Source organism: Streptomyces formicae (assembly GCF_002556545.1).
Classification (GTDB): domain Bacteria; phylum Actinomycetota; class Actinomycetes; order Streptomycetales; family Streptomycetaceae; genus Streptomyces; species Streptomyces formicae_A.
Window position 1 is genome coordinate 458,698 of record NZ_CP022685.1, and the last position, 25,718, is coordinate 484,415.

Below are 25,718 nucleotides of genomic sequence, written 5' to 3' on the forward strand. Positions count from 1 at the left end.
TTCGCAGGGTTCCCTCAGCGGGACTCCTTCACAGGGGCTCCCCGCCTCGGGCGGGAGAGGAATGCCCGCCCTCGGGGCACCATGGCGGTATCCGCTCGCTCCGTCGAGGAGGGTTCATGTCGCCGCGCTCCCCCAGGCCCGTGTCACGGGACATCGTGCACCACCCCGTCTTCGCCCGTTTCTACGCCCGGCAGAGCGTGGCGGCCGAGCCCGTGATCGGCGCCCACCGCAAGGCGCTGCTCGCCGGGCTGTCCGGGCGGGTGATCGAGATCGGCGCGGGCAACGGGCTCAACTTCGCGTACTACCCGGGCGCGGTCTCCGAGGTCGTGGCGATCGAGCCGGAACGCCTGCTGCGGCGGCTGGCGGTCGCCGCCGCACTGCGTGCCGACGTGCCGGTCGACGTCGTGCCGGGCGCGGCGGAGGCACTGCCCGTCAAGAGCGAGGCGTTCGACGCCGCCGTCGTCTCGCTCGTCCTGTGCAGCGTGCGCGACGTGCCGAGGGCGCTGGGCGAGATCCGCCGGGTGCTGCGGCCGGGCGGCGAGCTCCGCTTCTTCGAGCACGGCAAGGCGCCGGGCACGCTGATGTCGGCGGCCCAGCGCGTCCTCGACCGCACGGTGTGGCCGCCCCTGTTCGGCGGCTGCCACGTCGGGCGCGACCCCCTGGCGGCGCTGCGCGCAGCGGGTTTCGAACTCGGCGCGCACCGGCGGTTCCTGGTGCCGGCGAGAGGCCCGCGCCTGCCCACGTCGTACTGCGTGCTCGGCACGGCACGCCGCCCGGACGCCGCCTGACGCCCGGGACGCGCGCCCTGTCCCGGCGGATCCGGGTCTCAGAGGGCCTGGCAGAGATTGACCACGTTGCCGTCCGGGTCCTTGATGTGCGCGACGCGCTGGCCCCAGGGCATGTCGTTGGGCTCCCCGGACACCGTGCCGCCCAGGGGTTCGACGCGCTTGAGCAGGTCGTCCACGCCCTCGACCATCGCGCTCAGGAGGACTCGGCCGGGTGCGCCGGTCTCGGCGTCGGCGTTCGCGACGACGCCGAGCTCCGCGCCGTCGAGCGTCAGCTGCACGAAGAAGACTTCGCCGTCCTCGGGAAAGCGCTCGGCCTCATCGGCGCCGAGGAGTTCGCGGTAGAAGGTCACGAGGCGGTCGACGTCGGGCGTCGCGATGATGGGCTGGATGGCGGTGGGCATGCTTCTCCTCCGACGGACGGGTGCCGCAGGCGCGCGGCCGGTCATCCGTACTGACCCCCGCGGCGGCGACAACTCATCGGTGGGCCGCTCGGCGGCTCACAGGCTCCACAGCCGCAGCTGGTCCGCGATGGCGTGCACGCTCGCGCCGTCCTCCTTGACCAGGCGGGCGAGATCGCGCACCTGCTCGGGCGAGGTGACGACCTTGAGGCCGCTGGAGACGAGGTAGGCGTACGCGACGGAGGAGGCGAAGAGCGCGTTGGAGCGTTCGAGCGCGGGGATGTGGAGCAGCACTTGTAGGAGCGCCGCGGCGCGGTCGTGCGGGGTCTCGTAGACGGGCATGCCGAATATCTCGGCCTCGTGCCTGCTGATGGCGGCGACGAGGGCTCCCCAGTCGGTGACCTGGGGGTCTCCGGGCGTCTTGTGTTCGGCGATCATGAGCAGCCAGGCAAGATCGATTCTGAGGTTCAACGTTCAGCGACGGCCTTCACGCACCGGGCGGCTGCCCTCACCGAGGGGGCGGCTGCCCTCGCGCTCCGCGCCGAACTCCTCGGCGAAGACGGATTCGTACTGCTTCATGAAGTCGGCAGCGGCCTCGACGAAGGTGTGTCCCAGTTCGCCCGCGTCCTGTTTGACCAGTTCCTCGATGTAGCGGTTCACGCTCATGCCTCGGGCCAGGGCGCGCTCCCGCGCGGCCCGGGCGGTGTCCTCGTCCACCCGCACGTTCAGCTGAGTCTTCGCCATGCCATCAAGCTAGCGCCGGAACGCTAGCACCGGCAAGAGCGCCAGAACCTTGCCCCTTACATAGGTTTCGGGCCACGACCTCGGAGGGATACCGGACACCCTGCGCACCCCACTACTCTCGGCGGGATTACGGGAGTCGGGACGGCCACAACCCAGGAGGCGGCCTTGTCCACACCTGCTTCGGCACCGTTCACCGGGCACTCGGGGCCCACCGCCATCGCCGCGCGCACCCGCGGTCTGACCAAGGCCTACGGATCGGGCGAGACGACGGTGCTCGCCCTCGACTCGGTCGACGTGGACATCGCCCGCGAGCGGTTCACCGCCGTCATGGGGCCGTCCGGCTCGGGCAAGTCCACGCTGATGCACTGCCTGGCCGGGCTCGACAACGTGTCGGCGGGCCAGGTGTGGCTCGGTGACACCGAGATCACCGGGCTCAAGGAGCGCGAGCTGACCCGGCTGCGCAGGGACCGCATCGGCTTCATGTTCCAGTCCTTCAACCTCATCCCCACGCTCAACGCCCTGGAGAACATCACGCTCCCGATGGACATCGCGGGACAGCGCCCCGACCGCGCGTGGCTGGAGCACGTCATCGACACCCTCGGCCTGCGGGACCGTCTCGAGCACCGTCCTGCCCAGCTCTCGGGCGGACAGCAGCAGCGTGTGGCCTGCGCCCGTGCGCTCGCCTCGAAGCCCGAGCTGATCTTCGCCGACGAACCGACGGGGAACCTCGACTCGCGCGCCGGGCTCGAAGTGCTCGGCTTCCTGCGCGAGGCGGTCGACAAGCTCGGTCAGAGCGTCGTGATGGTCACCCACGACCCCGGCGCGGCCGCCCACTCCGACCTGGTCCTCTTCCTCGGCGACGGACGGATCGTGGACGACATGGCCCGGCCGACGGCGGACGGCGTCCTGGAGCGCATGAAGCGTTTCGACGCGCTGCACGCCGTGGCACCGGGGCCGCCCCACGGCCCGGCCGACAGCGCCACCGAGCAGGGCTGAGGCGGGGGCGCCGTGCTGAAGGCGACGCTCAGGAGCTTCCTCGCGCACAAGGGCCGGCTGATGCTCTCCGCCCTTGCCGTCATCCTCTCGGTCGCGTTCGTCGCGGGCAGCCTGATCTTCTCGGACACCGTGACGCGCACGTTCGACCGGCTCTTCGCGTCCACGGCCGCCGACGTGACGGTCTCCGCCAAGGAGGACCTCGACGAGGCGGTGCCCTCCGGACAGACGCCGACGGTGCCCGCGAGCCTGCGGACGCGGGTGGCGAAGGTCGCCGGTGTCGCGGACGCGCACCTCGACGCGGAGGTCGAGAACATCACGGTCGTCGACCGGAAGAACGAATCGGTCGGACCGACCACCGGCGCGCCCACCATCGCCACCAACTGGTACGCTAGCGACCGCAGCCCCGTCGAGCTCACCTCGGGCCACGCGCCGCGCGGCCCCGGCCAGGCGATGATCGACGCGGACACGGCCGACAAGAAGAACGTGGAGATCGGCGACACCCTCACTGTCCTCGCGCGTCCCGGCTCGTTCAAGGTCGAGATCGTCGGCATCGCCACCTTCACCACCACCAATCCCGGCGCCGCCCTCGTCTTCCTGGACACCGCGACGGCCCAGCGCGAACTCCTCGGCTCGACGGACGTGGCGACGGGCATCTCGGTGACCGCAGCCGACGGCGTGAGCGACACGACGCTCAAGCACCGGATCGCCGCCGATCTCGGCTCGCGCTACGACCTGAAGACCGCCGACGAACAGGCCGACTCCGCGGCATCGGAGTTCGGCGGCTTCCTGGACGTCATCAAGTACGTCATGCTCGGCTTCGCCGGTGTCGCCGTGCTCGTGGGCATCTTCCTGATCGTCAACACCTTCTCGATGCTGATCGCGCAGCGCACCCGCGAACTGGGCCTGCTGCGCGCGCTCGGCGCCGACCGCAGGCAGGTGCGCCGCTCCGTACTCGTCGAGGCGCTGCTGCTCGGGCTCGTCGGCTCGACGCTCGGCCTCGCCCTCGGCATCGGCCTCGCCCTCGGGCTCATCAAGCTCATGGGCCTGCTCGGAATGAACCTGAAGTCCACGGAGATGGTCGTCGGCTGGGCCACGCCGGTCAGTTCGTACGTCGTCGGGGTCGGTGTCACCTTCGTCGCCGCCTACCTACCGGCGCGCCGGGCCGCGCACGTCTCGCCCATGGCCGCGCTCGCGGACGCCGAGATCGCCGGTGTGGGGCGGCCGTTGAGGGTCCGTGCGGTGGCGGGCGCGCTCGTCGGCGCGGCCGGGGCAGCCGCTCTGGTGGGCTGCGCGCGGGCGGAGAAGACCTCGTCGGCGGCGTCGCTGCTGGGGCTCGGTGTCGTGCTCACCCTGATCGCCACCGTCATCGCGGGCCCGCTCCTGGTGCGCCCGGTCATCCGGGTCCTGGGCGGCGCCTTCCCCACCGTGTTCGGTTCGATCGGCCGGATGAGCCAGCGCAACGCGCTGCGCAATCCGCGCCGCACCGGCGCCACGGCCGCCGCGCTGATGGTGGGCCTCGCCCTGGTGGGCGGTCTCTCGGTGGCGAGCGCGTCGATGACCAAGTCGTTCGACCGGCAGATCGACAAGACCCTCGGCGCCGATTTCGTCGTGCAGAACAGCCAGTTCATGCCGTTCCCGCAGGAGATCACGGGGAAGGTCAAGGACACCGAGGGTGCGGGTCTCGTCGTACGCCAGCGCTTCACGCCCCTCAAACTGGCGATGCCCGACGGCAAGGACGTCGAGACGGCCGCGTCCGGCTACGATCCCCGGCTCGACGACGTCATCCACGTCTCGTACGCGCAGGGCAGTTCGCGCGCCGCACTCGCCGCGGGACACATCGGCATGGACGCGGACTTCGCGGCGAAGCACAAGGTCCGCATGGGCCAGGAGCTCTCCGCCACCTTCCCCGGCAAGCAGACCACGAAGCTGACGGTGGGCGCGCTCACCGACATGGACACGGCCGAGGGCTTCGGCGTCGAGGGCGGTCTCTTCGTCGGGTTCGGCACGGTCGAGAAGTACGTGCCGGGCGGCCAGGACTCCGCGCTGTACGTCAACGCGGCCTCCGGCACCGACGCGAACACCCTGCGCGACCGCCTGGAGAAGACCCTCGACCCCTATCCGCAGGTCCAGGTCCGCGACCAGGCCGACTACAAGGAGCTGATCCGCCAGCAGATCGCCGTGATGCTCTACCTCGTCTACGCCCTGCTCGGCCTGGCGATCGTCATCGCGGTGCTCGGCGTGGTCAACACCCTGGCCCTGTCCGTCGTGGAGCGCACCCGCGAGATCGGCCTGCTGCGCGCCATCGGCCTCGGCAGGCGTCAGCTGCGCCGGATGATCCGCCTGGAATCCGTGGTCATCGCGGTGTTCGGCGCGCTGCTCGGGCTCGCGCTCGGCCTGGTCTGGGGCGTCGCCGTGCAACAGGTCCTCGCGCTCCAGGGGATGAAGGAACTCGCGATCCCGTGGAGCACGATCGTCGCGGTGGTGATCGGCTCCGTCGTCGTGGGACTCGCGGCGGCACTGCTGCCCGCGCTGCGCGCCTCGCGCATGAACGTGCTCGCGGCCATCGCGCACGAGTGAAGTGAGGGGCGAAGCGGCGGCCGCCACCGGCTTCGTACGACATCGATGGCGGCCGGGCGGGCCCGGTGATGGACTGCCCGCAGCCTTCAAGTAGCCCACGTGCGAGGAGAGTTCATGACCCGACCATTCCGTTTCGGCGTCAATCTGGTCGGCCTGACGACGGGCGACGCCTGGCGCGAGAAGTGCCGCAAGGCCGAGGCGCTCGGCTACGACGTGCTCCTCGTCCCCGACCACCTCGGGGCGCCCGCGCCGTTCCCCACGCTCGTGGCCGCCGCGGAGGCCACCGAGCGGCCGAGGGTCGGCACGTTCGTCCTCAACACCGGCTTCTGGAACCCGGCGCTCCTGGCCCGCGACGTGGCCACCACGGACGCCCTCACCGGCGGTCGGCTCGAACTCGGCCTCGGCACCGGCTACGTCAAACCCGAGCACGACGCGGCCGGTCTGCCCTGGGGCACACCGGGCGAGCGGGTCGGCCATCTCCGGCGCACCGTCGAGGAGTTGACCGCGCTCCTCGCCTCCGATGAGCACCAGCCGCCGACGCTCCAGAAGCCCCGGCCGCCCCTGCTCATCGGCGGCAACGGCGACCGCATGCTGCGGCTCGCCGCGGAACACGCCGACATCGCGGCGTTCACCGGGGCCAGGTCGGTCCCGGGCGACGACAGCGGGAAGCTGCTCCACCTCACGGCCGAAGAGCTGGACGGGCGGCTCGCCGCCTACCACCGCTTCGCCGCCGACCGGGCCGAACCCGCCGAGCTGAACCTGCTGGTCCAGATGGTCGAGGTGACCGACGACCGCCGCGCGGCCATCCGCCCGGTCGTGGACTACATCCCCCACCTCACCGAGGAGACCGCGCTGGAACTCCCCCTCCTCCTGATCGGCACCGTGCGTCAGATCGCCGATCAGCTGCGCGCCCAGCGGGAGCGGTACGGCTTCTCGTACATCACGGTCCTCGAGCCGTACTTCGAGGCGTTCGGTCCTGTCATCGAGGAACTGGCGGGCAGCTGACCACCGTGGCTCCCCCGCTGTCCGCATGCTGGAAATTCCGCGTGCGCGGCCCCTGCCGGTGATGGGATGCCCGCATGGACGATCTTCGGATACGGGCCGCGACGCCCGAGGACCTCGATGCCGTGCTCGCCTTCTGGAAGGTGGCCGCGGAGGGCACCAGCATCAGCGACGACCGCTCCGGAGTGGAGTGGCTCGTGGACCGGGACCCCGAGGCCCTGATCCTCGCCGAGCGCGGCGGCGACCTCGCGGGCACGGTCATCGCGGGCTTCGACGGCTGGCGCTGCCACCTCTACCGCCTCGCCGTGCACCCCGACCACCGCCGCCGGGGCGTGGGCGCGGCGCTGCTCGCCGCCGCGGAGGAGCGTTTCGTACGGCTCGGCGGGCGCCGCGGCGACGCGATGGTCCTGGACCGCAACGGCCTCGCCCAGCACGCCTGGCGCGCGGCGGGCTACGCGCCGGAGCCGCAGTGGAGCCGGTGGGTCAAGCCGCTCGACGGCTGAGGGCGGCCGGGCCCCGGTCCCGTCGGGGCGCGGGGGCGGCCCCGCAGGGGAATTAACATGGTGGGACCACTCGTCTCCACGGAAAGGTGTGAGCGTCCGCCCATGGGCGAGCCTCCCAGTACCCGACATCGCGCATTCCTCCCGCCCCTGCCCGATCATGGGACGGAGGTGACCCGATGACCGAAGTGCTCCTGCTCCTCGTGGCGGTGCTGCTCTGCCTGGCGTGCGGGGTCTTCGTCGCGGCGGAGTTCTCCCTCACGACGGTCGAGCGCAGCGAACTCGAGCGGGCCGTCGAACGCGGCGAGCGGGGCGCCACGGGCGCCCTCAAGTCCGTCAAGAACCTCACCTTCCAGCTCTCCGGCGCCCAGCTCGGCATCACCGTCACCAATCTGGTCGTCGGCATGCTCTCCGAGTCGTCCATCGCCAAGCTGATCGCGGGCCCGCTGCGCGCCCTCGGCGTGCCGTCGTCGGCCGCCTCCTCGGTGGCCCTGGTCATCGGCACGGCCCTTTCGACCGTCTTCCTGATGGTCATCGGCGAGCTGGTCCCCAAGAACTGGGCGATCTCGTCGCCGCTGGCGGTCGCCAAGCGGGTGGCGACGCCACAGCGCCTGTTCAGCGCCGCTTTCCGGCCCTTCATCGCGCATCTGAACAACACCGCGAACCGTTCGGTACGCCTCTTCGGCATCGAGCCCGCCGAGGAGCTGGCCTCCGCACGCGGACCCAAGGAGCTGATCGCCCTGGCCCGCCACTCCGCCAAGGAGGGCGCGCTGGAGGCGGACACCGCCGAGCTGTTCATGCGCACGCTGAACCTGGCCGATCTCACCGCGGAGAACGTGATGACGCCGCGCGTCCAGGTCATGGCCCTCGACGTGCACGCCACCTGCGAGGACGTCGCGAACGCCACGCGCGCGACCGGCCTGTCCCGCTTCCCCGTCTACCGCGGCAACCTCGACTCGGTGGTCGGTGTCGCGCACATCAAGGACGTCCTCGCGGTGCCCGCCGAGCGCAGGAACCGCTACCCCGTGGCCGAGCTGATGCGCGAGCCCCTGCTCGTACCGGAGACGCTGACGGTCGACCGGCTGCTCGACCGGCTCTCCGGCAAGCGCACGATGGCCGTGGTCATCGACGAGTACGGCGGCACCGCGGGGGTCGCGACCCTGGAGGACATCGTCGAGGAGGTCGTCGGCGAGGTGCGCGACGAGCACGACCCGCACGAGACGCCCGACATCGCCGCCGCGGGCACGGACGACGACGGCAGGACGCTCTACTCCGCCGACGGAGCCGCGCGCACCGACCAGCTGGCGCGGGTCGGCCTGCGGACGCCCGAAGGCCCCTACGAGACGCTCGCCGGACTCCTCGCCACCGAGCTGGGCAGGATCCCGGCCGTCGGCGACACCATCGAGGTCGGCGGCTGGCGGCTCGACGTGGTGGACGCCTCCGGGCGGCGCGCCGCGCGCGTGCTGCTGCACGCCCCCCTGACCGCGGACGAGCCGGAGGAGGATGCCCGATGATCGCCGTCCAGTTGCTGATCGGCCTCGCGACGCTCGTCGTGAACGGCTTCTTCGTGGGCGCCGAGTTCGCCCTCATCTCCGTACGCCGCAGCCAGATCGAGCCGTACGCGGAGGAGGGGAACAAGCGCGCGAAGAGCGTGCTGTGGGGGCTGCGGCACGTGTCGGCGCTGCTCGCCGCGGCGCAGCTCGGCATCACCCTGTGCACCCTCGTGCTCGGCATCGTGGCCGAACCGGCCATCGCGCACCTCCTGGAGCCCGGTTTCGACGCGGTGGGCGTGCCGCACGGCCTGGTCCATCCGATCTCCTTCGTGATCGCGCTGACCGTGGCGACGTATCTGCACATGCTGCTCGGCGAGATGGTCCCCAAGAACATCTCGCTGGCCGAGCCGGTGCGCACGGCACTGCTGCTCGGGCCGCCCCTGGTGACGCTCGCGCGGGCGCTGCGTCCGGTGATCTTCGCGATCAACGCGTTCGCCAACGGCCTGCTGAAGCTGTTGCGCGTCGAGGTGAAGGACGAGGTGTCCGCGAGCTTCTCCGACGACGAGCTGGCCCGCATGGTCAAGGACTCCAGCGACGCGGGACTCATCGACGACCGCGCGCAGGAGCGGCTGCACGACGCCCTGGAACTGGGCCGCCGACCGGTCAGGGACGTGGTGCTGCCGCTCCAGGACGTGGTCTACGCGCGCGTGGGCGTCACTCCCGAGCAGCTCGAACAGCTCTCGGCCGAGTCCGGGTTCTCGCGCTTCCCCGTCGTCGACGAGGGCCGCAGGATCGTCGGCTACCTGCACGTCAAGGACGCCCTCGACCGCTCGCCACGCGATCTGCCGTTCCGGGTCCCCGACATGCGGAAGATCGCCCAGGTCCGCGAGGCGACGCCGCTCGACGACGTGCTGACCGCCATGCGCGGCAGCCGTACGCACGTGGCCGCGGTGCTCGGCTCCGACGGCAGGCTCGCCGGGATGGTCACGATGGAGGACGTGCTGAGGGAGCTCTTCGGCCAGCCCGTGTGAGTCGCTCGTACGGATGCGAATCCGAATCCCGACCCGAGGGGGATGCCCGCCTCGAACGGCCTCCCTCGCGGTGCGCCCCGGCGAGCGGGCCGGGGTCATCGGCGAGAACGGCTCGGGCAAGTCGACGCTGCTGCGTCTGAACTACGCGGGAACGTGGTGATCGTCTCCCACGACCGCAGGCTCCGGGAGCGGTTCCGCGGGGACGAGGTGCGGGCGGAATCGGGGCGGGTGGGGCCGGTGCGGCGGGGCTAGCGCCTCGGTGCCACGCCCCGCCGCGGCAGGGTCCGACGTCGCGGGTCCGCCCGCCGACGGGCGAGCGGCCCCCGGGCCTCAGCGCCGAAGGGTCGGGCACCCGGCGATGCCAGCGCCCTTCACCCCCACCCCGGACACGCCGCCCACCGCCAGAACCGGGCGGCGACCGCTACCGACTACCCAACCCACCCGCCCGAAGCACACCGCGCCAGTCACACCCCACCCGCTGCCGGACCACCCGCCCCGGGACCACCCGCCGTCGGCGTCGAGGCCGCGGGCATCGGTGCCGGAGTGGTCGGGCGCTCGGTGATGCCGGGCCCCTTCGCACCCGCCTCGGACGCGCCGACCGCCGTCAGGACCGCGAGGACCGCCGCGAGGCCCGCCGTCGCGAAGGCGGCGCCCCACGGGACGTCGAGCAGGCTGGTCGCCCCCGCGACCAGGACGGCGGCGAGCGCCTGGGCGAAGGTGCGGATCGCACGCTCCGCGGTGGCCTTCCAGAAGGCTGCGGTCCACATGGCTGGCTCGCTCTCTCGTGACGACGGCGTGCCTATGGCATACCGCCGTCACGCCCTTCTGCCCAGCGCCTCCGCGCGGCCTCTGAGCACCTCGGGGCGCCCGGGCTCAGCGTGTGGCCGCGTCAGCGGTCACCCCGGTGGCCAGGAGCGCCACCTCGTCCAGGACTTCGCCGGCCTCCGCCGCGATCGGTTCCGTGCCGAGGAACCGGCCGTCCACGCCGATCCGCTCCTCGATGCCGGGAATCGACAGCGCCTTCGCCGCGGCCCGCAGGCCCACCCTTTCGAGCACCGGCCGGATCATCTCGACGGCCGGGGCCCCGCCGGAGCTGCCCGCGCTGTAGCTGATCAGGCCCACCGGCTTGCCCTGCCACTCCCGATGGAGATAGTCGATCACGTTCTTCAGCGGTGCGGTGAAGCCGCCGTTGTACATCGGCATCACGAAGACGAAGCAGTCCGCGGCGTCGACCGCCGCGCTCCAGTCCTTGGTGTGCTGATGGACGTAGCGCCCCTCGGCAGGATGCTCCGGCTCGTCGAAGAACGGCAGCGCCATCTCACCGAGGTCGATCAAGGACGTGTCGAACTCGTCCCGTGCCGAGGCGAGTTCGCGGATCCAGGCGGCAAGGGGGCGCCCGGCGGAGGTGGACCGGGTGCTGGCGGAGACGACGTACAGACGAGGCATCGTGCTGATCCTTTACGTGGTGGTGACGGAACGGGGTGGCGGCGTCGAGAAGCGGCGGATCGAGAGCTGGGCGAGCGGGCCTATCGCCACGGCGAACAGCACCGTGCCGACACCGAGCGTCCCGCCGAGGAGCCAGCCCGCGGCCAGGGCTCCGACCTCGATCGCGGTGCGGGCGACCCGGATGGAGACGCCGCGCCGTGCGAGCCCCGTCATCAGGCCGTCGCGCGGTCCGGGCCCGAGACCCGCTCCGATGTAGAGCCCGGTGGCCAGGGCGTTGAGCCCGATGCCCACGAGCAGCAGCGGTATCCGTACGACGAGGGCGCCCGGGTCGGGAAGGACGGCGAGTGCCGCGTCGGCGGCGAGTCCGACGACGACGACGTTGCAGAGGGTGCCGACGCCGGGGCGGACCCGCAGCGGAATCCAGGCCAGGAGCACCAGAGCGCCCACGATGTTCACCACCCAGCCGAACGGCAGCCCCGTAGTGCGCGCCACGCCTTGGTGCAGGGCGTCCCAGGACGGGAGGCCGAGATCCGCGGCGACCATCAACGCGACGCTCACGCCGAACAGAACGAGCCCGAACAGCAGGCTCATCGACCGTGCCCACATCGGCGACTCCCGCCCCCTCGGAACACGCCCATCAGGTGATTGACGTGTCACTCACTTCTTCGCCACGGTAGGAGCCGAGTGAGTGACATGTCAATCAAACTTTCGCTACGCTGGGACGCATGACCCGGGAACCCCGTTGGCTCACCGACTCCGAGCAGCGCGCATGGGAGGCGTACCGTCGCATGTTCCTGCTGCTCAACGCCCAGCTCGCGCGCGACCTCAACCGGCAGAGCGCCCTCTCCGAGCCGGACTACGACGTGCTGTCGAACCTCGGCGCCAGCCCCGACCACCGCCGCCGCGTCAGCGAACTCGCGGACCGCATGCTCTGGTCCCGCAGCCGCCTCTCCCACCACCTCTCCCGCATGCAGCAGCGCGGACTCGTGATGCGCGAGGAGTGCGCGACGGACGGCAGGGGCGCGGTCGTCGTCCTCACCGACGACGGCCTGCGCACCCTGGAGGCGGCGGCACCGCCGCACGTGGAGTCCGTACGCAGGCACTTCATCGACCTGCTGACCCCCGAGCAGATCGAGGCGTTCGCGGGCGCCGCCGAGACGGTGGTGGCGCGGCTCACCGAACCCGGCACCGACTGAGACCCGCGGTCCCCGTCCACGCCGCGCCCCGGCGGGATACGATCGCTTCCGCCATGCAGATGAATGCCAATTACACCAGTCTCGTCGCGGTGGGCGACTCCTTCACCGAGGGCATGTCGGACCTGCTGCCCGACGGCAGCTACCGCGGCTGGGCCGACCTCCTGGCCGGCCGGATGGCCGCCGAGGCGCCCGGTTTCCGGTACGCGAACCTCGCGGTGCGCGGCAAGCTCATCGGTCAGATCGTCGCGGAACAGGTGGACGTCGCGGCCGCCATGCAGCCCGACGTGATCACCCTGGTGGGCGGGCTCAACGACACGCTGCGCCCCAAGTGCGACATGCACCGCGTGCGCGGCCTGCTCGACGAGGCCGTCGAGCGTCTCGCCCCCGCCTGCAAACAGCTCGTCCTGATGCGCAGCCCCGGTCGCAACGGCCCGGTGATGGAACGCTTCCGTCCGCGCATGGAGGAGCTCTTCGACCACCTCGACGGCCTGGCGGCACGGCACGGCGCGGTGGTCGTGGACCTGTACGGCGCGGCCGTGCTCGGCGACCAGCGCATGTGGGACGTGGACCGGCTGCACCCCACGGCCGAAGGCCACCGCAGGGTCGCCGAGGCCGTCTGGCAGGCGCTCGGCTACCCGCCCGAGGACGACTGGCGCACCCCGCTGCCCGCCGCGCTGCCGCCCCGGTGGGCCGCACGCCGCGTCGCCGACGCGCGGTTCGCCAGGCAGCACCTCATGCCGTGGATCGGCCGCCGCCTCACGGGCCGCTCGTCCGGCGACGGACGCCCGCCCAAGCGGCCCGACCTGCTGCCGTACGACGGCCCGTTGCCCTAGGCGCGCTCGCCTTCCGCCTCCTCCGCGAGCGTGTGGGCGACCAGGGCGTTGGCGTGGCCGTGCCCCATCCCGTGCTCGGTCTTGAGCCAGCCCACCAGCTCCATGTGCTTGGTCAGGGGAGAGGCGCGGACGAGGGTCTTCCACTCGGCTATCGGCCGGCCGTACTTCTTCTCGATCGACGGGAAGTAGCTGGCGGGGCCCTTCACAGGTTCAGTCATGATCGAAGCATGGCACCCGCCACTGACAACGCGCTGCGCCCAGTGGTCGAGGGCCGACGCTGCGTGAGCCGCTCTGGACGATGCTCCAAGGAGCCGCGCCCGCCGGGCTGTAGGGACGGTCAAAGTGCAGGTCGGAGGCCAGGTAAACTCCGTGCACGTGACTGCCGCGCCCGCAAAGCCCCGTATCCCGAACGTCCTCGCCGGACGTTATGCCTCCGCCGAGCTCGCCACCCTCTGGTCGCCCGAGCAGAAGGTGAAGCTGGAGCGTCAGCTCTGGCTCGCCGTGCTGCGCGCGCAGAAGGACCTGGGGATCGACGTCCCCGACGCCGCCATCGCCGACTACGAGCGCGTCCTCGACCAGGTCGACCTCGCCTCCATCGCCGAGCGCGAGAAGGTCACGCGCCATGACGTGAAGGCCCGCATCGAGGAGTTCAACGCCCTCGCGGGGCACGAGCACGTGCACAAGGGCATGACCTCGCGCGACCTCACCGAGAACGTCGAGCAGCTGCAGATCCGGCTCTCCCTCGAACTGATTCGCAACCGCACGGTCGCGGTCCTCGCCCGGCTCGGCAAGCTCGCCGGTGAGTACGCCGAGCTGGTCATGGCGGGCCGCTCGCACAACGTCGCCGCCCAGGCGACCACGCTGGGCAAGCGCTTCGCGACCGGCGCCGACGAGCTCCTGGTCGCCTACCGCCGCCTCGACGAGCTCATCGACCGGTACCCGCTGCGCGGCATCAAGGGCCCGGTCGGCACCGCCCAGGACATGCTCGACCTGCTCGGCGGCGACGCCGCGAAGCTGGCGGACCTGGAGCAGCGCATCGCCTCGCACCTGGGCTTCGAGACGGCCTTCACCTCGGTCGGCCAGGTCTACCCGCGCTCCCTGGACTACGACGTCGTCACCGCGCTCGTGCAGGTCGCGGCCGCGCCGTCCTCGATCGCCAAGACGGTCCGCCTGATGGCCGGGCACGAGCTGGTCACCGAGGGCTTCAAGCCGGGCCAGGTCGGCTCGTCCGCGATGCCGCACAAGATGAACACCCGTTCCTGCGAGCGCGTCAACGGCCTCACCGTCATCCTGCGCGGCTACGCCTCGATGACCGGCGAGCTCGCGGGCGACCAGTGGAACGAGGGCGACGTCTCCTGCTCCGTCGTCCGCCGGGTCGCGCTGCCCGACGCGTTCTTCGCGCTCGACGGTCTCCTGGAGACCTTCCTGACCGTGCTCGACGAGTTCGGCGCCTTCCCCGCCGTCGTCGCGCGCGAGCTGGACCGCTACCTCCCCTTCCTCGCCACGACCAAGGTCCTGATGGCCTCGGTGCGCGCGGGCGTGGGCCGCGAGGAGGCCCACGAGGCCATCAAGGAGAACGCGGTCGCCTCCGCGCTCGCCATGCGCGAGCAGGGCGCCGAGCGCAACGAACTGCTCGACAAGCTCGCCGCCGACTCCCGCATCCCGCTGGACCGCGCGCAGCTCGACGAGCTGATGGCCGACAAGCTGTCCTTCACCGGTGCCGCGAGCGACCAGGTCGCCGTGGTCGTCGCGCGGATCGAGGCGCTCCTGAAGGAGCACCCCGAGGCCGCGGCGTACGCGCCGGGCGCGATTCTCTGACGGTTCCACCACCACACGGATCCACGCGACGGCGGCCCCGGGGCATCGTGCCCCGGGGCCGCCGTCGCGTTTCCGCGTTACAGGCCCACGTCCCTGCTGCGGAAGTCCTCCAGGGACTCCCGCCGGACCAGCAGCCTGGCGTGTCCTTCGGCCACCGCGACCACCGGCGGGCGGCCCACGAGGTTGTAACCGGAGGCCATCGACAGGTGGTACGCACCGGCGACCGGGACGGCCAGCAGATCCCCCGGTCGTACGTCCCCCGGCAGCGGCACGTCCGTCGCCAGGATGTCGCCCGCCTCGCAGTGCCGCCCCACGACGGTCACGGGCGCGGCCTCGGCCGTGGTGCTCCGGCCGACCAGGCGGGGCTCGTACCGCACCCCGTACAGCGCCGGGCGCGGGTTGTCGCTCATGCCGCCGTCGACGGCGACGAAGGTGCGGTGGGCGGTGCGCTTCACCGCGAGCACCCGGTAGAGGGCCACTCCGGAGGGGCCCGCGATCGCGCGGCCCGGCTCCACGATCAGGCGCGGGACGGTGAGTCCCGCCGCCGCGCAGCTCTCGATCAGCTCGGCCCGCACCTTGCGGGCGAGACAGGCGATGTCGAGCGCGTCCTCGCCGGGACGGTAGGCGATGCCGTGGCCGCCGCCGAGGTCCAGCTCGGGGAACGTGACGCCGTGCTGGTCCTTGACCCGCGCCATCAGGCCGACCAGCCTGCGCACCGCGGCGAGGAACGGCTTCTCCGTGGTGATCTGTGATCCCAGATGGCAGTGCAGGCCCACCAGTTCGAGCGCGGGCTGGCCCAGGATGCGGGCGATGGCGTGCTGCGCGGAGCCGTCCGTGAGGGACAGGCCGAACTTCTGGTCGTCGGTGCCCGTGCGGATCTTGACGTGCCCGCCCGCCGCGATGCCGGGCACCACCCTGACCATCACCTTCTGCCTGCTGCCGGTCGGCACGGCGGCGGCGAGACGGGCGATCTCGGACGCGCTGTCGATGACGATGCGCCCGACGCCGAGCCGGAGCGCGGCGGCCAGGTCGTGCGGGCTCTTGGCGTTGCCGTGCAGCACGATGCGTTCGGCGGGGAACCCGGTCGTGACGGCGAGCTCCAGCTCACCGGCCGAGCAGACGTCCAGGCCCAGGCCCTCCTCGTCCATCCAGTGCGCCATCGCGCGGCACAGGAACGCCTTGGCGGCGTAGAGGACTTCGGCCTCGGGGAAGGCGCGCAGGTACGCGCGGCAGCGGGCGCGCACCTCGCCTTCGTCCAGGAGATAGGCGGGGGTGCCGAAGCGATCGGCGACCTCGGTGACCGGGACGCCGCCCACGGAGAGGTCACCGCGCGCGAGGGGCGTGGTGGAGGCGGGCCAGATGGACAGCTCCTCGTCGGACGGGCAGTCGGACGAGGAGCCGGACACGGAGCCGGACGCCTGCTCGGACGAGGTCTTGGACGGGAGCTCGGTCGCGGGCTCGGGTGCGGGCTCGGGTGCGGGCTCGGGTGCGGGCTCGGACGGGGAGAGGTCGCCGACGGGGTCGGGCGCCACCGGTTGAGGGAGCGGTACAGGGAACGGAGGTACGTGCAGGGTCGTCATGACAGGTCTCTTTTCGCTTCGGCCTCAGCCGATCCACAGGGTCGGCGCGCCCACCAGGGCCGCCGTTCCGCTCACGCGCGGCGCGCCCGCCGTCTGCGGGTCCCGATCGCGCCACGCGGTGGCACAGCGCTCGCCGGGCCGCAGCGGGGGCGGTCCGACGCGATGCGCGGCCAGCCGTGGATCGACGGTGACGTCGCCGACGCCGAGCGGTTCGACGAGTGCCCGCAGCGCCGGTGCGGAAAGCCGGATCCACGGCTGTGTGTCGCCGAGGGCCGCGCCGAGGCGCGCCTCGGTGGTGAAGGCGACGGCGGTGCGCCCGCCGACGGCCGTGCGGAACAGGCGGGCCACACAGCCCGCGGGTCCCGGCCGGACGGGGACGAACAGCGGCCCGGCCGGGCCGGGTTCACAGGGCTCGGGGTCCTCGCCGCACGGGAGCTCTGCCATGGGTTCCTCCGATGGAGACAGGTCGGGCGCCGCAGGTCGCATCGGCGGCCTGCGGCATACAGTGACGTTATGCCCGGCACGAGGTGCCAACCGACCCTCCATGACGCGACGTTGACGCGGGGGCGCCCCGCCCTGACGCGATGCTGTCGCCGGGGCCCTTCGGTCGTCAGTGCGGCGTCAAAGCCGTCGCCTCGCTCTTGAGCCCGCGCCCCCTGGCCAGTTGGATGTCGGTCGGGACGGGAACCCGCCGACGCCGAGACGGGCCGCCGTTCAGGGGTCGGCCGGTGGCACGCCCAGTTCACTCGAAGGTCTCACTCCGGAGGAGCCCCCATGCTTCAGCTTCCCCAGCAGCCGCTGCCCGCGGTCTACCGCTGGTTCACCACGGGGGAACCCGGGCCCGCCTCCGTGCCCGAGCACGTCGCCGCCGGCGGCGTCGGCGACTGGTGGGTGGACGACGCCGTGGCTCCGCGCGTCGCGGCCGTCTCGTGCGCGGGCCACGTACTGCTCGGCGGCGATCCCCACAGCCTCACCCCGAGCCTCCTCGCGCCCTTCGCGCGCAGCCGCGTGGAGGCTCCGGTGCGCTTCCTTCCCGTGCTCGGCGCCGCGTTCGACCGCCTCGTACCGGTGGAGCGCATGGTGTACGTCCACCGCGAGCCGGTGGCGGCGCCGCGTCCGCCGCGCGGGGTGACCGTGCGGCGCGTCGAGCCGCGTGACGCCGACGCCCTCACCGCCCTCGGTGACGACAGCGCGTGGATCCACAGCAGTTGGGGCGGCCCCTCGGGGCTCGCGGCCTCCGGGCACGCCTGGGGCGCCTTCGACCGGGCGGGCCGGGTGGCGGCCGTCGCCTGCGGCTATTTCGTCGGCGGCACGTACGAGGACGTGGCCGTGCTCACCGCGCCCGAACGCCGCAGGGAGGGTCTGGCGCTGGCCTGTGTGACGGCGCTGTGCGCGGACATCACCGCGCGGGGGCGCACCGCGAGCTGGTCCTGCGGGCGCGACAACCGGCCCAGCCGTCTGCTCGGCTGGACGGCGGGCTTCCGGTTGCACCGGGAGTACGTCCAGTACGCCACGGGGAACCCCTCCGTCCGGCCGCCTCGGGTGCCCCGACCGGCATCACGCACCGCGGTGTGAACCCGCTCCGCGCCGCGCCCCCTACCCGTTCCCCGACGCACCCCTGATCTCCGGCCGACCCGCCCCTTCAGCATCGCTGACCCTCCCCTAAGGCAGCCCCTAAGCCATTCGAGTGCCACCCCAAAGGGGCTCCGTCGGCACTGCCGCTGCATCACCGTCTGGGCCGAAATGTGCCGGTAGAAGCCCCGGGCAGGCAATAGCCGTCCGCCCGTTCGAGATCAAGGGAGTTCAGAAGAGGGCAAGGTCACAGCCCTTTTCGGCACCGCGTGCCAGGGGTTGGGTCCTAGCATCGGGGCATGACGGTCCTGCCTGACGACGGGCTTTCCCTGGCCGCCGAGTTCCCTGATGCGACCCATGAGCAGTGGCAGCGCCTGGTGGAAGGCGTGCTGCGCAAGTCGGGTAAGGACGTATCGGGCACGGCCGCCGAGGAAGCGCTCTCCACCGCACTCGAGGACGGGCTCACCACCCGCCCCCTGTACACCTCCCACGACGCCGCGCCCGATGCGGGCCACCCCGGTTTCGCCCCCTTCGTACGGGGCGGCACGGCCGGTGGCAACGCAGCCGCGGGCTGGGACGTGCGGCAGCGGCACGCGGGCACCGACCCCGCCCGCACGAACGACGCCGTACTCGGCGATCTGGAGCACGGCGTCACCTCGCTCTGGCTGAGCGTGGGCGCGAGCGGCATCCCGGTGTCCGGCCTGGCGCGGGCCCTCGACGGCGTCTTCCTCGACCTCGCGCCCATCGCGCTCGACGCGGGCGCCGAATTCGACTCCGCCGCCCGCGAGTTGCTCCGTCTGTACGAGGCGGCGGGCGTCTCGAAGGAGTCGGCGCACGGCAACCTCGGCGCCGACGTCCTCGGCCACGAGGCCCGCACCGGCGAGCAGGTGGACCCCGCCGCCGCGGTGGAGCTGGCCAGGCTCTGCGGGCGCGAGTACCCGGGGCTGCGGGCGCTCGTCGTGGACGCGGGGCCCTATCACGAGGCGGGCGGTTCGGCCGCGCAGGAGCTGGGCAGTTCGCTGGCCACCGGCGTCGCCTACCTGCGTGAGCTGACCGACGCCGGGCTCTCGGTCGAAGAGGCCTGCGCGCAGCTGGAGTTCCGCTACGCGGTGACGGCCGATCAGTTCCTGTCCATCGCCAAGTTGCGGGCGGCGCGCCGCCTTTGGGCCCGGGTCGCCGAGGCGTGCGGCGCGCCGCACGCCGGTGCGCAGCGCCAGCACGCGGTGACGTCGCCGGTGATGATGACCCGCCGTGACCCGTGGGTGAACATGCTGCGCACGACGGTGGCCTGCCTGAGCGCGGGCGTCGGCGGCGCCGACGCCGTGACCGTCCTGCCCTTCGACCACTCCCTCGGGCTGCCCGACGCGTTCGCGCGCCGCATCGCCCGCAACACCTCGACGATCCTGATCGACGAGTCGCACCTGGCGCGGGTGATCGACCCCGCGGGCGGCTCCTGGTACGTGGAGCGCCTCACCGACGAACTGGCCCACGCGGGCTGGGAGTTCTTCCAGGAGATCGAGCGCGCGGGCGGCCAGGCGGCGGCCCTGCGCTCCGGCCTGGTCGGCGAGCGCCTGGCGGCCACCTGGGCGGAGCGCCGCAAGAAGCTGGCCAAGCGGCGCGAACCGATCACCGGTATCAGCGAGTTCCCCCAGCTCACCGAGCGCCCCGTGGAGCGGGAGGCAGCTCCGCAGGCGCCCACCGGGGGGCTGCCCCGCGTGCGCCGCGACGAGGCGTACGAAGAGCTGCGCACCCGCTCCGACGCGCACTTGGCGAAGACCGGCACCCGGCCCCGCGTGTTCCTCGCGGCGCTCGGCCCCGCCGCCGCGCACACCGCGCGGGCGACGTTCGCGGCCAACCTCTTCCAGGCGGGCGGCATCGAGGCCGTGCACGACCCTGCGACGGTGGACCCGGAGACGGCCGCCGACGCGTTCAGGTCCAGCGGCGCGACGGTGGCGTGCGTGTGTTCCAGCGACGCGCTCTACGCCGAGCAGGCCGAAGCGGTCGCGCGGGCCCTCAAGTCGGCGGGCGCCGAGCGGGTGTTCCTCGCCGGGCGCGGTGAGTACGCCGACGTCGACGCGTACGTCTTCGCGGGCTGCGACGCCGTGGCCGTGCTCTCCTCCACCCTCGACCGCATGGGAGTGGCGTAATGCGCATCCCCGACTTCTCCTCCATCGACCTGGGGCCCGGCGCCGACGCCGAGGGCTCTCACGAGCAGTGGCGCACCGCCGTCAAGGAGTCCACCGGCAGGTCCGAGAGCGACCTGCTGTGGGAGACGCCCGAGGGGATCGCGGTCAAGCCGCTGTACACCGGGGCCGACCTGGAGGGCCTGGACTTCCTCGGCACGTACCCGGGCGTGGCCCCGTATCTGCGCGGCCCCTATCCGACGATGTACGTCAACCAGCCCTGGACGATCCGGCAGTACGCGGGGTTCTCCACCGCCGAGGAGTCCAACGCCTTCTACCGGCGCAACCTCGCAGCCGGGCAGAAGGGCCTCTCGGTCGCCTTCGACCTGCCCACGCACCGCGGTTACGACAGTGACCACCCGCGCGTGACCGGCGACGTCGGCATGGCGGGCGTCGCCATCGACTCCATCTACGACATGCGGCAGCTCTTCGACGGCATCCCGCTGGACAAGATGACGGTGTCGATGACGATGAACGGCGCGGTGCTCCCCGTGCTCGCGCTCTACATCGTGGCCGCCGAGGAACAGGGCGTGGCGCCCGAGAAGTTGGCCGGGACCATCCAGAACGACATCCTCAAAGAGTTCATGGTCCGCAACACCTACATCTATCCGCCGAAGCCCTCGATGCGGATCATCTCCGACATCTTCGCGTACACCTCGCAGAAGATGCCGCGCTACAACTCCATCTCGATCTCGGGCTACCACATCCAAGAGGCGGGCGCGACGGCCGACTTGGAGCTCGCGTACACCCTCGCCGACGGCGTGGAGTACCTGCGGGCCGGGCAGCAGGCCGGGCTCGACGTGGACGCGTTCGCGCCGCGCCTCTCGTTCTTCTGGGCGATCGGGATGAACTTCTTCATGGAGGTCGCCAAGCTCCGCGCGGCGCGCCTGCTGTGGGCGAAGCTCGTCAAGCAGTTCGACCCGCAGAACGCCAAGTCGCTCTCGCTGCGCACCCATTCGCAGACCTCGGGCTGGTCGCTCACCGCGCAGGACGTGTTCAACAACGTCACGCGCACCTGCGTCGAGGCGATGGCGGCGACCCAGGGCCACACCCAGTCGCTGCACACCAACGCCCTGGACGAGGCGCTCGCGCTCCCGACCGACTTCTCCGCGCGCATCGCCCGCAACACCCAGCTCCTGATCCAGCAGGAGTCGGGCACCACGCGCTCGATCGATCCGTGGGGCGGCAGCGCCTACGTCGAGAAGCTGACGTACGACCTGGCCCGCCGCGCCTGGCAGCACATCGAGGAGGTCGAGGCGGCGGGCGGCATGGCGCAGGCCATCGACGCGGGCATCCCCAAGCTCCGCGTGGAGGAGGCGGCGGCCCGCACCCAGGCGCGCATCGACTCGGGGCGCCAGCCCGTCATCGGCGTCAACAAGTATCGCGTGGACAGCGACGAGCAGATCGAGGTCCGCGCGGTCGACAACTCCTCGGTGCGCGCCCAGCAGATCGCCAAGCTGCGGCGGTTGCGCGAGGAGCGCGACGACAACGCCTGCCAGGACGCCCTGCGCGCCCTCACCTCGGCCGCCGAGCGCGGCTCGGGCCCCGGCCTGGAGGGCAACCTGCTCGCGCTCGCCGTCGACGCGGCCCGCGCCAAGGCCACCGTCGGTGAGATCTCCGACGCACTGGAGAAGGTCTACGGGCGGCACGCGGGCCAGATCCGTACGATCTCCGGTGTGTACCGCACCGAAGCAGGCCAGTCGCCGTCCGTCGAGCGCACCCGCGCCCTCGTGGACTCCTTCGAGGAATCCGAGGGCCGCAGGCCCCGCATCCTGGTCGCCAAGATGGGCCAGGACGGTCACGACCGGGGCCAGAAGGTGATCGCCACCGCCTTCGCCGACCTGGGCTTCGACGTGGACGTCGGCCCGCTGTTCCAGACCCCCGCCGAGGTCGCGCGGCAGGCCGTCGAGGCGGACGTGCACATCGTGGGCGTCTCCTCGCTCGCGGCGGGGCACCTCACCCTGGTCCCCGCGCTGCGCGAGGAGCTCGCCGCCGAGGGCCGCGAGGACATCATGATCGTGGTGGGCGGAGTGATCCCGCCGCAGGACGTCGAGGCGCTGCACGAAGCGGGTGCCACGGCGGTCTTCCCGCCCGGCACGGTCATCCCGGATGCCGCGTACGACCTGGTGAAGCGCCTGGCGGCCGATCTCGGCCACGAACTGTGAGTCGGTGAGTTCCTCAATCCCATGGCTGTGACGATCGACATCGACACGTATGTGAAGGGCGTCCTCGACGGGAAGCGCGCGTTCGTCGCGCGCGCCATCACCCTCGTCGAGTCGACCAGGCCGCAGCACAGGGAACTGGCGCAGCGGCTGCTCACCGAGCTGCTGCCGCACAGCGGGCGGGCGCGCCGGATCGGCATCAGCGGAGTGCCCGGCGTGGGCAAGTCCACGTTCATCGACGCGCTCGGCACGATGCTCACCGCGCTCGGACACCGGGTCGCGGTGCTCGCCGTGGACCCCTCGTCCACCCGCACGGGCGGTTCCATCCTGGGCGACAAGACCAGGATGGAACGGCTCTCGCTCGACCCAGCAGCCTTCGTACGGCCCTCGCCCTCCGCCGGGACGCTCGGCGGTGTCGCCAAGGCGACCCGCGAGTCGATCGTGGTGATGGAGGCCGCGGGGTACGACGTGGTGCTCGTGGAGACCGTGGGCGTCGGGCAGTCGGAGACGGCCGTCGCGAACATGGTCGACACGTTCCTGCTGCTCACCCTCGCGCGCACCGGTGACCAGCTCCAAGGCATCAAGAAGGGCGTCCTGGAGCTGGCCGACGTGATCGCCGTGAACAAGGCGGACGGACCGCACGAGCGGGACGCGCGCTCGGCGGCACGTGAACTGGCGGGCGCGCTGAGGCTGATGCACCCGGCGGACGCCGCGTGGACCCCGCCCGTGCTGACGTGCAGCGCCCGCGAGTCGAGCGGCCTCGACACGCTCTGGGAGCGGATCGAGCAGCACCGCGCGCTGCTCGACTCGACGGGCCGTCTGGCCGCCAAGCGCCGTGACCAGCAGGTCGACTGGACCTGGGCGATGGTCCGCGACGAACTGCTCGGCAGGCTGCTCGGGCACGCGGAGGTGCAGCGGGTGGCGCCCGAGCTGGAACAGCGCGTCCGGGAGGGCACGTTGACGGCGACGTCGGCCGCCGAGCGGATCCTCGACGCGTTTCAGGGCGACCGCCCCTGACCGCGCCCCCCCTAGGCACGCCCCACATGAACGGAGCCACCCGCACCATGAACGCCACTCCCGGCGAAGCCCCCGTACTGCTGCGCCGCGCCGGACGCGCCGGGCACATCGTCCTGAACCGGCCGCGGGCCATCAACGCCCTCAACCACGCGATGGTCGGCCTGATCGACGAGGCCCTCACCGCGTACGAGCGGGACGACTCGGTCGCCACGGTGGTGCTCACCGGCGCCGGTGAGCGCGGGCTGTGCGCGGGCGGCGACATCCGCTCCATCCACGACGACGTCAGGGCGGGCGGCCGGGCGGCGTCGGCCGCGTTCTGGCACGACGAGTACCGGCTCAACGCCCGTATCGCCCGCTACTCCAAGCCGTACGTCGCGGTGATGGACGGCATCGTGATGGGCGGCGGCGTCGGCGTCTCCGCGCACGGCGACGTGCGCGTCGTCACCGAACGCTCCAGGGTCGCCATGCCCGAGACCGGCATCGGCTTCGTACCCGACGTGGGCGGCACCTATCTGCTGACGCGCGCGCCCGGCGAGTTGGGCACGCATCTGGCGCTGACCGGCTCGGCCGTGGGCGCGGGCGACGCGCTGCTGTGCGGGCTCGCCGACCACTACGTGCCCTCCGCGCGCCTCGCGGAGTTCACCGCGGCCCTCTCCGACCTCACCGCGGCCGACGCCGTACGGCAGTACGCGACGGCGCCCCCGGCGGGCGAACTGGCCGCGCGCCGCGAGTGGATCGATCACTGCTACGCGGCCGATTCCGTCGAGGAGATCGTCGAGCGCCTGCACGCCTTCGGTGACCGGCACGCGAAGGAGGCCGCCGAGACGATCCTGGCGAAGTCGCCGACGTCGCTGAAGGTCACCCTCGCCGCCCTGCGCAAGGCGCGCGAGCTGCCGTCCCTGGAGGCCGTCCTCGCGCAGGAGTACCGCGTGTCCTGTGCCGCGCTCGCCTCGCCCGACCTGCCCGAGGGCATCCGCGCGCAGGTCGTCGACAAGGACCGCGCCCCGCGCTGGTCCCCCGCCGAGCTCTCCCAGGTGACGGACGCGGACGTGGCCCGCTACTTCGAGGAACCCGCCGTCGGCACGAGCGCCTGACGGGACCTCACGGCGGGTCGGTCTCGGTGACCACCGCGAGGAGCTGGAACGGCTGCTCCTTGTCCCACTGCGAGACGCCGAGGGCTATCCAGCGCCCGTCGACCCGCCACAGGTGGAGGTCCGGCACGGACGCGCTCAACTGCGCCCACGGCTCCGGTATCGCCTCGTCCGCTCCCCCGTCACGCTGATCCCCGAAGTCCGCGTCCACGACGCGGTCGAACAGGCTCTGGAGGCTGAAGGTCTGGGGCGGCCCCCACCGGTCGGCGAGGAGCACCGCGAGGCCGTCGCGCTCGGCCTCGAACTGCTCCTCTGTCGCCTCCCAGCGCGTGCCGTCGTCCTCCCAGAAGGGGTCGCTCGTCAGTAACTCCGCTATGTGGTACCCGGGCCCCTGTGAGCCGCGCTCCGACCTGCCGTGCTCCGCGGGGAACTCCCGGGAGCGCAGCAGGTCGATCGCGGCGAGATGCTGTGCGGTCCTCATGACGTCCAGTAAAGCGGGCGCCACTGACAATCGGTCATGTCCCTCAGTGCCTCCGCGACGGATCACGCGTCACGGCGCCGCACCGCCCACCAGCCCGCGATCAGCGCCGCGGCCGTCCAGGCGGCCGTCACCGCAAGTCCGGTCCAGGGCCCGAGGGTTCCCGTCGGATCCTCGTGGAGGACCTGCTGGCCCGCCTTGTCGGGCAGGAAGGCCGCGACGCCGCTCGCCACGTCGCCGACGACGAACGACACGATCAGCGTGAAGGGGATGAGCACGCTCAGGACGGCGACTCCGCTGCGCAGCACGGCCGTCAGGCCCGCCGCGAGGAGCGTCATCAGTGCCAGGTAGATGCCGCCGCCGACGCAGGCCCGCACGGCACCGGAGTGGCCGAGTCCGATCGCGTACTCCCCCAGGAATGCCTGGCCGACCAGGAAGGTCCCGAAGCTGGTGACGAGTCCCACCAGCAGCGCGAGGCCACCTACGACGGCCATCTTGGCCCCGTAGAACAGCCCGCGGCGCGGTACGGCGGCGAGCGAGATCCGCAGGGCCCCGCTCGTGTACTCCGACGAGACGGCGGTCGTGCCGAAGCTGATGGCCGCGATCTGCCCGAAGTTGAAGGCGTAGAAGGCGCCGAACAGCGGCTCGGCGTCGGCGTTGTCCGCCTCGGCCTTGCCCACGGTGGCGAACACCAGTGTGGTGATGGCGACGCTGACCAGGAACACGGCGAGCAGCGAACCGATGCTGGAGCGCAGGGACTTGATCTTGAGCCACTCGGCGTGGGCGACGGGCAGTGCGGCGGTGTGCGCCATG

At 72.1% G+C, this 25,718-nt stretch carries 26 protein-coding genes and 1 pseudogene; 16 read left to right on the forward strand and 11 right to left on the reverse strand.

The window, feature by feature from the left end; genetic code table 11:
• Window positions 1–116 precede the first annotated feature (116 nt).
• Window positions 117–788 (forward strand): class I SAM-dependent methyltransferase, encoded by a 672-nt coding sequence (locus KY5_RS01925; protein ID WP_098240522.1) that lies wholly within the window; start codon window positions 117–119, stop codon window positions 786–788.
• Between the two features lie 38 nt (window positions 789–826).
• On the opposite strand, the gene KY5_RS01930 is transcribed toward KY5_RS01925, so the two are convergent.
• From KY5_RS01930 to KY5_RS01940, 3 genes are all read right to left on the reverse strand, one after another.
• A complete protein-coding gene (locus tag KY5_RS01930; protein ID WP_234362578.1) occupies window positions 827–1,189 on the reverse strand; it encodes a VOC family protein in 363 nt (120 codons plus the stop codon).
• Between the two features lie 96 nt (window positions 1,190–1,285).
• A complete protein-coding gene (locus tag KY5_RS01935; RefSeq protein ID WP_098240524.1) occupies window positions 1,286–1,657 on the reverse strand; it encodes a fic family toxin-antitoxin system, toxin component in 372 nt (123 codons plus the stop codon).
• Between the two features lie 3 nt (window positions 1,658–1,660).
• The gene (locus tag KY5_RS01940; protein WP_098240525.1) at window positions 1,661–1,930 is read right to left on the reverse strand and encodes an antitoxin; all 270 of its coding nucleotides are present in this window, start codon (window positions 1,928–1,930) and stop codon (window positions 1,661–1,663) included.
• Window positions 1,931–2,095: 165 nt separating this feature from the next.
• Between KY5_RS01940 and KY5_RS01945 the strand changes: the two genes are divergently transcribed.
• The 7 genes and pseudogenes from KY5_RS01945 to KY5_RS43180 form a co-directional block, all read left to right on the forward strand.
• Window positions 2,096–2,926 (forward strand): ABC transporter ATP-binding protein, encoded by an 831-nt coding sequence (locus tag KY5_RS01945; RefSeq protein ID WP_098240526.1) that lies wholly within the window; start codon window positions 2,096–2,098, stop codon window positions 2,924–2,926.
• Between the two features lie 12 nt (window positions 2,927–2,938).
• Window positions 2,939–5,503, forward strand: a complete 2,565-nt coding sequence (locus KY5_RS01950) for an ABC transporter permease (protein WP_098240527.1) — start codon at window positions 2,939–2,941, stop codon at window positions 5,501–5,503.
• A 114-nt stretch (window positions 5,504–5,617) separates the two neighbouring features.
• The gene (locus KY5_RS01955) at window positions 5,618–6,508 is read left to right on the forward strand and encodes an LLM class F420-dependent oxidoreductase (RefSeq protein ID WP_098240528.1); all 891 of its coding nucleotides are present in this window, start codon (window positions 5,618–5,620) and stop codon (window positions 6,506–6,508) included.
• Between the two features lie 74 nt (window positions 6,509–6,582).
• Window positions 6,583–7,008: a GNAT family N-acetyltransferase gene (locus KY5_RS01960; protein ID WP_098240529.1), complete on the forward strand. Its 426-nt coding sequence runs from the start codon at window positions 6,583–6,585 to the stop codon at window positions 7,006–7,008.
• A 176-nt stretch (window positions 7,009–7,184) separates the two neighbouring features.
• Window positions 7,185–8,519 carry a hemolysin family protein gene (locus tag KY5_RS01965; protein WP_098240530.1) on the forward strand — a complete coding sequence of 445 codons (1,335 nt, stop codon included), beginning with the start codon at window positions 7,185–7,187 and terminating at the stop codon, window positions 8,517–8,519.
• Window positions 8,516–9,529, forward strand: a complete 1,014-nt coding sequence (locus KY5_RS01970; RefSeq protein WP_098240531.1) for a hemolysin family protein — start codon at window positions 8,516–8,518, stop codon at window positions 9,527–9,529. The genes KY5_RS01965 and KY5_RS01970 overlap by 4 nt, the downstream gene beginning before the upstream one ends.
• Window positions 9,530–9,590: 61 nt before the next feature.
• A pseudogene (locus tag KY5_RS43180) lies at window positions 9,591–9,668 on the forward strand (ATP-binding cassette domain-containing protein); the annotation flags it as partial.
• Between the two features lie 325 nt (window positions 9,669–9,993).
• Here the strand turns inward: KY5_RS43180 and KY5_RS01980 are convergent.
• The 3 genes from KY5_RS01980 to KY5_RS01990 form a co-directional block, all read right to left on the reverse strand.
• On the reverse strand, window positions 9,994–10,296 hold the full coding sequence (locus KY5_RS01980; RefSeq protein WP_098240533.1) for a holin: 303 nt from the start codon (window positions 10,294–10,296) through the stop codon (window positions 9,994–9,996).
• 106 nt (window positions 10,297–10,402) lie between these two features.
• Window positions 10,403–10,975 (reverse strand): NADPH-dependent FMN reductase, encoded by a 573-nt coding sequence (locus tag KY5_RS01985; protein WP_098240534.1) that lies wholly within the window; start codon window positions 10,973–10,975, stop codon window positions 10,403–10,405.
• 12 nt (window positions 10,976–10,987) lie between these two features.
• Entirely contained in the window at window positions 10,988–11,581 is a 594-nt protein-coding gene (locus KY5_RS01990) for a YczE/YyaS/YitT family protein (RefSeq protein ID WP_098240535.1), read from the reverse strand.
• 119 nt (window positions 11,582–11,700) lie between these two features.
• Between KY5_RS01990 and KY5_RS01995 the strand changes: the two genes are divergently transcribed.
• A complete protein-coding gene (locus KY5_RS01995; protein ID WP_098240536.1) occupies window positions 11,701–12,171 on the forward strand; it encodes a MarR family winged helix-turn-helix transcriptional regulator in 471 nt (156 codons plus the stop codon).
• Between the two features lie 53 nt (window positions 12,172–12,224).
• Window positions 12,225–13,004, forward strand: coding sequence for an SGNH/GDSL hydrolase family protein (locus KY5_RS02000; protein WP_098240537.1), 780 nt, complete (start codon window positions 12,225–12,227; stop codon window positions 13,002–13,004).
• Here the strand turns inward: KY5_RS02000 and KY5_RS02005 are convergent.
• Complete coding sequence (locus KY5_RS02005) at window positions 13,001–13,222, reverse strand: DUF4287 domain-containing protein (protein ID WP_098240538.1); 222 nt, start codon at window positions 13,220–13,222, stop codon at window positions 13,001–13,003. The two genes, KY5_RS02000 and KY5_RS02005, sit on opposite strands and share 4 nt — an antisense overlap.
• A gap of 157 nt (window positions 13,223–13,379) precedes the next feature.
• Here KY5_RS02005 and purB point away from each other — a divergent pair, with 157 nt between their 5' ends.
• On the forward strand, window positions 13,380–14,822 hold the full coding sequence (purB, locus tag KY5_RS02010; RefSeq protein WP_098247013.1) for an adenylosuccinate lyase: 1,443 nt from the start codon (window positions 13,380–13,382) through the stop codon (window positions 14,820–14,822).
• Between the two features lie 77 nt (window positions 14,823–14,899).
• Here the strand turns inward: purB and lysA are convergent, their stop codons facing one another.
• Both lysA and KY5_RS02020 read right to left on the reverse strand, forming a co-directional pair.
• Complete coding sequence (gene lysA / locus KY5_RS02015; protein ID WP_234362579.1) at window positions 14,900–16,402, reverse strand: diaminopimelate decarboxylase; 1,503 nt, start codon at window positions 16,400–16,402, stop codon at window positions 14,900–14,902.
• 24 nt (window positions 16,403–16,426) lie between these two features.
• Complete coding sequence (locus KY5_RS02020; RefSeq protein ID WP_098240539.1) at window positions 16,427–16,846, reverse strand: SAV_915 family protein; 420 nt, start codon at window positions 16,844–16,846, stop codon at window positions 16,427–16,429.
• Between the two features lie 330 nt (window positions 16,847–17,176).
• On the opposite strand from KY5_RS02020, the gene KY5_RS02025 reads away from it, so the two are divergent.
• The 5 genes from KY5_RS02025 (at window position 17,177) to KY5_RS02045 (ending at window position 24,430) form a co-directional block, all read left to right on the forward strand.
• Entirely contained in the window at window positions 17,177–17,977 is an 801-nt protein-coding gene (locus tag KY5_RS02025; protein WP_098240540.1) for a GNAT family N-acetyltransferase, read from the forward strand.
• Window positions 17,978–18,273: 296 nt separating this feature from the next.
• Entirely contained in the window at window positions 18,274–20,121 is a 1,848-nt protein-coding gene (locus tag KY5_RS02030; RefSeq protein WP_098240541.1) for a methylmalonyl-CoA mutase family protein, read from the forward strand.
• Window positions 20,121–22,322, forward strand: coding sequence for a methylmalonyl-CoA mutase (gene scpA / locus KY5_RS02035; RefSeq protein ID WP_098240542.1), 2,202 nt, complete (start codon window positions 20,121–20,123; stop codon window positions 22,320–22,322). The genes KY5_RS02030 and scpA overlap by 1 nt, the downstream gene beginning before the upstream one ends.
• Window positions 22,323–22,343: 21 nt before the next feature.
• Entirely contained in the window at window positions 22,344–23,336 is a 993-nt protein-coding gene (meaB, locus tag KY5_RS02040) for a methylmalonyl Co-A mutase-associated GTPase MeaB (RefSeq protein ID WP_098240543.1), read from the forward strand.
• A 47-nt stretch (window positions 23,337–23,383) separates the two neighbouring features.
• Window positions 23,384–24,430 carry an enoyl-CoA hydratase/isomerase family protein gene (locus KY5_RS02045; RefSeq protein WP_199842898.1) on the forward strand — a complete coding sequence of 349 codons (1,047 nt, stop codon included), beginning with the start codon at window positions 23,384–23,386 and terminating at the stop codon, window positions 24,428–24,430.
• Window positions 24,431–24,437: 7 nt separating this feature from the next.
• Here the strand turns inward: KY5_RS02045 and KY5_RS02050 are convergent, their stop codons facing one another.
• Together KY5_RS02050 and KY5_RS02055 are read right to left on the reverse strand one after the other, a co-directional pair.
• Window positions 24,438–24,908 (reverse strand): hypothetical protein, encoded by a 471-nt coding sequence (locus KY5_RS02050; RefSeq protein WP_098247015.1) that lies wholly within the window; start codon window positions 24,906–24,908, stop codon window positions 24,438–24,440.
• Window positions 24,909–24,970: 62 nt separating this feature from the next.
• On the reverse strand, window positions 24,971–25,717 hold the full coding sequence (locus tag KY5_RS02055; RefSeq protein ID WP_098240545.1) for an ABC transporter permease: 747 nt from the start codon (window positions 25,715–25,717) through the stop codon (window positions 24,971–24,973).
• Between the last annotated feature and the right edge of the window lies 1 nt (window position 25,718).

Excerpts from the sequence above, each read along its gene's own strand:
- KY5_RS01925 (WP_098240522.1), top strand. The coding sequence starts at position 117 with ATGTCGCCGCGCTCCCCCAGGCCCGTGTCACGGGACATCGTGCACCAC.
- KY5_RS01930 (WP_234362578.1), bottom strand. The coding sequence starts at position 1,189 with ATGCCCACCGCCATCCAGCCCATCATCGCGACGCCCGACGTCGACCGC.
- KY5_RS01940 (WP_098240525.1), bottom strand. The coding sequence starts at position 1,930 with ATGGCGAAGACTCAGCTGAACGTGCGGGTGGACGAGGACACCGCCCGG.
- KY5_RS01955 (WP_098240528.1), top strand. The coding sequence starts at position 5,618 with ATGACCCGACCATTCCGTTTCGGCGTCAATCTGGTCGGCCTGACGACG.
- KY5_RS01960 (WP_098240529.1), top strand. The coding sequence starts at position 6,583 with ATGGACGATCTTCGGATACGGGCCGCGACGCCCGAGGACCTCGATGCC.
- KY5_RS01965 (WP_098240530.1), top strand. The coding sequence starts at position 7,185 with ATGACCGAAGTGCTCCTGCTCCTCGTGGCGGTGCTGCTCTGCCTGGCG.
- KY5_RS01970 (WP_098240531.1), top strand. The coding sequence starts at position 8,516 with ATGATCGCCGTCCAGTTGCTGATCGGCCTCGCGACGCTCGTCGTGAAC.
- KY5_RS01980 (WP_098240533.1), bottom strand. The coding sequence starts at position 10,296 with ATGTGGACCGCAGCCTTCTGGAAGGCCACCGCGGAGCGTGCGATCCGC.
- KY5_RS01985 (WP_098240534.1), bottom strand. The coding sequence starts at position 10,975 with ATGCCTCGTCTGTACGTCGTCTCCGCCAGCACCCGGTCCACCTCCGCC.
- KY5_RS01990 (WP_098240535.1), bottom strand. The coding sequence starts at position 11,581 with ATGTGGGCACGGTCGATGAGCCTGCTGTTCGGGCTCGTTCTGTTCGGC.
- KY5_RS01995 (WP_098240536.1), top strand. The coding sequence starts at position 11,701 with ATGACCCGGGAACCCCGTTGGCTCACCGACTCCGAGCAGCGCGCATGG.
- KY5_RS02000 (WP_098240537.1), top strand. The coding sequence starts at position 12,225 with ATGCAGATGAATGCCAATTACACCAGTCTCGTCGCGGTGGGCGACTCC.
- KY5_RS02005 (WP_098240538.1), bottom strand. The coding sequence starts at position 13,222 with ATGACTGAACCTGTGAAGGGCCCCGCCAGCTACTTCCCGTCGATCGAG.
- lysA (WP_234362579.1), bottom strand. The coding sequence starts at position 16,402 with ATGACGACCCTGCACGTACCTCCGTTCCCTGTACCGCTCCCTCAACCG.
- KY5_RS02020 (WP_098240539.1), bottom strand. The coding sequence starts at position 16,846 with ATGGCAGAGCTCCCGTGCGGCGAGGACCCCGAGCCCTGTGAACCCGGC.
- KY5_RS02025 (WP_098240540.1), top strand. The coding sequence starts at position 17,177 with ATGCTTCAGCTTCCCCAGCAGCCGCTGCCCGCGGTCTACCGCTGGTTC.
- KY5_RS02030 (WP_098240541.1), top strand. The coding sequence starts at position 18,274 with ATGACGGTCCTGCCTGACGACGGGCTTTCCCTGGCCGCCGAGTTCCCT.
- scpA (WP_098240542.1), top strand. The coding sequence starts at position 20,121 with ATGCGCATCCCCGACTTCTCCTCCATCGACCTGGGGCCCGGCGCCGAC.
- meaB (WP_098240543.1), top strand. The coding sequence starts at position 22,344 with ATGGCTGTGACGATCGACATCGACACGTATGTGAAGGGCGTCCTCGAC.
- KY5_RS02045 (WP_199842898.1), top strand. The coding sequence starts at position 23,384 with ATGAACGCCACTCCCGGCGAAGCCCCCGTACTGCTGCGCCGCGCCGGA.
- KY5_RS02050 (WP_098247015.1), bottom strand. The coding sequence starts at position 24,908 with ATGAGGACCGCACAGCATCTCGCCGCGATCGACCTGCTGCGCTCCCGG.
- KY5_RS02055 (WP_098240545.1), bottom strand. The coding sequence starts at position 25,717 with ATGGCGCACACCGCCGCACTGCCCGTCGCCCACGCCGAGTGGCTCAAG.